Below are 6,026 nucleotides of genomic sequence, written 5' to 3' on the forward strand. Positions count from 1 at the left end.
CTGCTGCTCAGCACGAAAGCTCTCTTACTTAGCCATTATTTTTACCAACATCCCCAGAAGTAAAGCTTCTGGCTCGGGATTCCGGGTTTTTAGTGCTTTATCTACCTGGTAGAGAATTTCAAAAGCTCTTTGTATTTCTTCTAAGTTATATTTATTCTTGTTTTTTAGAATTTTTTCTCTCCACTCAAAAGGGCTGAGTTTTCTGCCTGACCATAGGTCTACAGTTTCTTCTTTCGTCTCCTGAGCTTGCCACAGGAGACGAAAGCGACGAGCAACGTTGGTTAAAAGCAAAGAGGGAGAAAAACCAATCTGCAGTAGAGAGCGAAGGTAGAAAATAGCTCCTTCCAGGTTTCTCTCTCCTGTGGCGTCCAGAAAGCGAAAAAGGAGCGTTCGCTCGTTTTTCTCAAAGTAAAGCTCTACGTCTTCCATTTTTACGATTTCCCCTTCTGAAAACTGGCTCAAAAACTGTTCTACATCTTCCTCTCCCCAATCGTATTCCTTGCTCCAGCGAGAAAGAGACCGGAGAACTTGATTGTCTAAGAATATTCCCTTGTTCTTTGCACTCTTTTTCCAAAAGTTTTCCAGATCATAGCGAGGAGGCTCTACTTTTATCCAGGTGTCATCACTCCACTCCTTTCCTCCCCTCCAGCCTGAAGAGATAAATACCAGAAAATGGGGAGAGCTGATGTTTTTTACTTTCAGAGCGAGACTTTCTTCCAAATCCTCCAGCAACAGAATCTTCTTCTCCCCGAAAAGAGAAGGTAAAATCGCCCCTCCCCCTTTTTCTTCCCACTCCTTTTTCCCTTTAATCCTCACCACTTTTCCCCCTCCCAGCTTTTCCACAATTTGTGGCCAGCAGTGGTCTTCAAAATATTTTCCTCCCACCGCGAGCTCCAGAACAAAACATCTACCTTTTATATCCTGGTTCATCCAGGTTTTAAATTCTACCTTTCCCAAATCTTTTAACCTCCCAACTTTTTCCTGTGGGGCGAAAACAAATCGCCCCATCTTCTTGAGTTATAAAATAAGGCAAGTTTAAGTCGGCAAGCAACTTTATGGTCTCGGGGCTGGGGTGCCCGTAGCTATTTTCTCCACAAGAAATTACTGCCACCTCACAATCACAAAGGGAGAGAAGCTCTGCCATGTTGCTGACATATTTACCGTGATGGGGAAGTATCACCACCTCGGCTTTCAAGTTTTCCTCTCCCCACCCCATAAGATATCTTATTCCTTCTTCTTCCACATCTCCACAAATTAAAATCCGTAAATGAGGTAAAGTCAACCGAAAAACCAGAGCCTGCTCGTTTTCTTTCTTGCCCTGGATGGGAAAGATTTCTAACTGAGCACGAGAAGAAAGAGGAAAACAAGAAAAATTGGGAAAATAAGGAAGACTTAATACTGCAAGCTCGGGAAAAGAGGAAGATAGTGGCTCTATACCTGCAGAGTGGTCTTGGTGAAGATGGGTGAGAAAAACATAGTCAACTTTCTCTATATCCCGATAGTGGATAAATTTTTCTAAAACTGCTTTTCCTGTATTACCATAGCCCCTTATTATTCCTCCGGCATCGATAAAGCTCATTGTCCTTTCCTCTACTATCCCCGTTGCCAGACCCTGTCCTACGTCAAAAACCCAGAACTCAAGAGGTGGGGGAAGGAAAAGATAAAGTCCCCCCACTAAAAGAACACCGACTAAAACAGCACCCCATATTAACTTTTTCCTCTCTCGTCTGATGAGAAAAATAAAAAACCCGAGAAGAGAGAGCCAGAAAACCCATCCCCACAGCTGATTTCTTATCTGAGAAAAATCCCAGAAAAAATGAGGAACATGCTCTTCTAAAAATGCAGAAACAAAAAGAGAAGCCCGAAGAGCGCTTCTCAAAAGAAAGGCAAGAAGAGGGCGAAGAAAGACGATTCCACCCAGAAAAGCACTCAAAAAAGAGAGAAAAAGAGCAGCTTCAAGGAGAGGTAAAACCAGCAAATTTCCCAAAAGAGAAAGAGAAGAAAACGAAAAACCCCGGAAAATCAAAAAGGGAAGGTTAAAAACATAAACACTGAAAGTGAGAAAAACCCCTCTCCCGAGATAGCCAAGGAGAAAGTGCTTTTTATTCCGGAAGTTTTCTCCATAATCCATCAAAAAAAGAATCCCGGCAGTGGAAGCAAAAGACAGCTGCGCCCCCGCATCATAGACCACCTCAGGCTGAAGCAAAAACATGATAAGAAAGGCAGTCAACAAAGAAGAGACAGGAAGAGTGTGGCGACCTTTTATTTTTCCCCAGAGACCCAGGCTAAAAAAGAGCCAGGCTCGAAAAGAAGAGGGAGAAATGCTACAAAAAAGCAAATACCAGAAGGTAAAAAATAAAGCCCCTATCCAGGAGAATCGCTTTATGAAAGTTATCCGGTTCAAGAAAAACCAGATTATTCCCCCCAGAAGAGCAAGGTGCAACCCCGATACACAAAAAGCATGATAGATGCCCACTTCCTGGAGCAAATCCCTTCTTTCCTCAAACTCTTCTTCTTTCACCCCCACAAGAAGAGCAGAAAACCAGGGATATTCATCCTGTAGCTCTTCCTTCCATGAAGAAAGAAATTCCCCCTTCTTTCCCTCCACCTGGTGCATCAGAGAAAACCACCCTCGAGGAGGAGAGACCACCTCCCAGCTTTCCACCTCAAGATAAGCAGGAACTCTTTTCCTTCCCCAGAAAAGGCGAAAATCCATTACCCCGGGGTTAGAGCAAGAATTGAAGCTGCGCACCACAGCACGGATACGAACTCTATATCCCCACTCTTCAGGCTTAAAATCTCCCCCCCGGAGAAGTAAAGAAGGAGAATAAAAAGAGAGGTTAGAGGTCCGGGTAATGAAATAACGATTGTTTTTTTCTATCAGATTTCCTTGAATGGTAATGGTCTTGCCTTCTTCTCTCAGGACCATTTCTCGAGGTAGGTCAAAACTTAAAGCATGCACTGTAGCGCCCACCGCCAGCCACACCACTATTATGCTCCAGAAAAAAATTCGGCTCCGGGAGAAAGATAAAACTGCAAGAAAAAGGGAAAGGAAAAGGAATAAAAACAGCCAGAGGAGAGAAAAAGAAAAATAACTCTGCAAAAAGAAACCCGCCAGTGCAGCAACTACTACCCAGAAGGCAGGATAACGAAAAAAGGAAGTCATAGAAAGGGGGCCGCTCGCGCGGCCCCGGCAGCCTATACTACTTTACTAAAACGAGCCTTAAATTCTTCTTTACTTAAGTTAGCAGCCTGTGCTAACCCAGTAAGCATCTCTTCGTCTTCTAAATCTTTTTTCTCCAGACGAATCATATAAGAACGAGCTACCTCGTAAGAGTACGAATTGATGTCCACAGTCCGTACTTTAGTTCTTCCCGTCTCCGGGTCCATTATTTCCGGGAAAGGAATGGGGTTTAGCACGCCTTCTAAAATGCTAATCATGGCTCCCTTTTTCTTCATATCCAGACTATAGTCGGGACTTAAAAGATAGTTCACTGCTCCATACCCCAACTCCCGCGTGTATTCCATATCAAAGGCCACAGGTGGCGCACACCTCAGCTCATACCCCACGTCTCCGGTTACCATGGTGATTTTTTCTCCTCGAGCTTCAAAGCGGCGAGCAATTTCATCCTTCAATAGTGTTCCCAGAGGCACTTCGGCCAGACGCACATGACCATGGGGGTCACGAGGGACAGGTCTTCCCAGCATTTTTTCTATCTCTTCTACGTCGCCAAACTTCAAAGCCACTCCTTCGGCAACAATTGCTATTCCATCGCTTCTTCCCAGGGCTTTTCGCTTAATCATGGAAGACTCGATAATGTCACACACTTCTTCTACTTTTACTGTTCTCTCGCCAAACTCCTCGGGGATTATAACAAGATGCGCTCCAGCAGACTTTCCCACTCCTAAAGCGAGATGTCCAGCAGAGCGTCCCATCATCACCACTATGTACCAGCGTCCGGTGGTTTTGGCGTCTTCCATCAGATTTTTCACTATCTGGGTAGCCACTTCCCTTGCTGTCTGGAAACCAAAAGTGGGCATGTTACCAGGAAGAGGAAGGTCGTTATCAATGGTTTTGGGAACATGAGCCACCAGTAGCTCTCCTTTCATCTCCCGGGCTACAATGCTGGAGCTAAAAGCGGTGTCGTCTCCACCAATAGTTACAAGATATCCTATCCCCAGCTCTTCCACAACTTTTTTCACGTTGGCCACTTTATTCTGGTCTATTTGCCCTTTGCTCACCAGGCTATCTCGGGCGGTGCGGAGAACGGAGCCTCCCTCCATGTGAATACGAGAAACTTGAGCAATTTCCAAAGGGACAGAATGCACTGCGGGGTTAAAAGAGGAGCTAGAAATCCACTTAAACCCATCATAAATCCCTACTACATCCAGACCCCTTTCTCGAGCAGCGATAGCTACTGAACCAATTACTCCATTGATGCCCGGAGCAGGACCTCCTCCTACCAGTATAGCTAATTTTTTATCTCTCATTTCGTTCCTCCTTTCCCCAGAACTTTCAGTTAAATTTTTCTCTGTCAGAGAATAAGTTGGTTTGAACAGCCGACCTTTTGACCTGAGTCAAGCGCGCTAACCAGGCTGCGCTACGCCCGCAAAAACCTTTATTTCTCAGAGTTTTGGCGAGTTTCCGCTCCCTCCCTCTCTATAAATTGTTCGCTTGACTGGTTAAAAGTTGTTTCTCTCAGCCAAATCTTACCATAACGTTGTCGTATCCTTCAATATCCGAGAGCTTTAATTCACTTCTTTTTTCTCTCTCGTGTGAGCGCTCTTTGCCTCTTATTTTAGCGCGCTCCTCATTAAAGCTGACCGCGAAGCTCATTGTAGCTTGCTTTTTGGTATTTTGAGGCTCAAAAAAAGCGAGATTGCTTCAGGATTTCCTCCTTGCAAAAGAGAAAAAGGGGCTTCTCGCGGTGACAAAAGAAGATTGTTGCTTGCAGTAACGGATAAGGAAAAAATGATAGGGATGTTTTCCTCCTTTTTCCGTCATTTCTAAAGCTTTCAATCGGGAATCTAAATAGTCTTACCTATGGTTTGGATTTCTGATAAACATCTTCAGGAACGGTAGTTTTCTCATCTCCTCATCGCGAGGGTCGTAAAAACACAGTCTATGACGTAAACCTTTAAAGGTAAAATAGATGAGAACAATAAGGGAGGTCTTACCCCTTATCAACCCCCCCAAAAGATAAAAAAAGAACACAGAGGATAAGGACCACGGAGAAAGACCTGGTTTTTTTTCCGGGCGTGGCGATCTTTTTTTTGAACTCCATTCAGTAAAGAAAGAGGAGGTTGCTATGCCAGAAATAGCAATCTTATAAAAGAGAGGCAAGAAAACTACAAGGAGACTATAAAACCTGAGAGGGGTTTACAGGGTTTAAAGAGGGCTAAAGAGCAAACAAAAAGCCATCGGTCCCGACAAACCTTAGCCTTTTCTTTCTCGCATTTAGCGAGAAACTTCAGGATGGACTTCCACTCAAAAGCTTTGAGCTTCTTATCTTTCAAACAGAAGCTCTTTTTTCCATCCTCCGGCTTAACTCCTCAGAACCGATGGCAAATGTAATATGTCACCATTTCTTAAGTTCGTCAATAGGGGGGAGGAATAATTTTTGGAAAATTATTCCCTTTTTCTCACCCTCCTTTGTAATGAGGTTGGTAGCAAGAACATGGCGTAGAGCATGAGGAGAACATCTTACCCTCTGAATTCCCACTTTTTTAGATAAGCGTTCAACGATTTGTTCCACCCCTCGCTTTTTAAGCGATCTCCCGTCTTGAGTGATAAACACCGGCCTTCGTAAAGACATAAGCTCCTCCTTTTTAACCACCGGCTCATTTCTTTACGCAAAGTTTTTCCCGCATAAACTTCTCTTTCCTTTTCTACTTTTCCCTCCACCAACAGAGACCCACGAATAAGATTAGTTCGATCAATAGTTAGAAAATCAGCTCAAAAGGTCTTATTTTGGTGTCTAAAAAGATGAGCAATGTAACATAGCTCCGACAGCTTTTCTTATACA

4 protein-coding genes are annotated in these 6,026 nt (G+C 44.0%); all 4 read right to left on the reverse strand.

Translation table 11 applies throughout. The features are described from left to right. Positions 1-24: 24 nt before the first annotated feature. Positions 25-957: a DNA polymerase III subunit delta gene (holA, locus tag GXZ17_RS02575; RefSeq protein WP_409375729.1), complete on the reverse strand. Its 933-nt coding sequence runs from the start codon at positions 955-957 to the stop codon at positions 25-27. Beyond that, positions 938-3,166 carry a ComEC/Rec2 family competence protein gene (locus GXZ17_RS02580; RefSeq protein ID WP_409375730.1) on the reverse strand — a complete coding sequence of 743 codons (2,229 nt, stop codon included), beginning with the start codon at positions 3,164-3,166 and terminating at the stop codon, positions 938-940. The genes holA and GXZ17_RS02580 overlap by 20 nt, the downstream gene beginning before the upstream one ends. Before the next feature lie 32 nt (positions 3,167-3,198). Next, complete coding sequence (pfp, locus tag GXZ17_RS02585; protein ID WP_409375731.1) at positions 3,199-4,491, reverse strand: diphosphate--fructose-6-phosphate 1-phosphotransferase; 1,293 nt, start codon at positions 4,489-4,491, stop codon at positions 3,199-3,201. Positions 4,492-5,579: 1,088 nt separating this feature from the next. Then, the gene (locus tag GXZ17_RS02590) at positions 5,580-5,816 is read right to left on the reverse strand and encodes a tyrosine-type recombinase/integrase (protein WP_409375732.1); all 237 of its coding nucleotides are present in this window, start codon (positions 5,814-5,816) and stop codon (positions 5,580-5,582) included. Positions 5,817-6,026 lie beyond the last annotated feature (210 nt).

Origin of the sequence: Candidatus Sordicultor fermentans (assembly GCF_012728195.1) — a bacterium.
In the GTDB taxonomy this organism is placed as follows: Bacteria; Atribacterota; Atribacteria; order Atribacterales; family Caldatribacteriaceae; genus Sordicultor; species Sordicultor fermentans.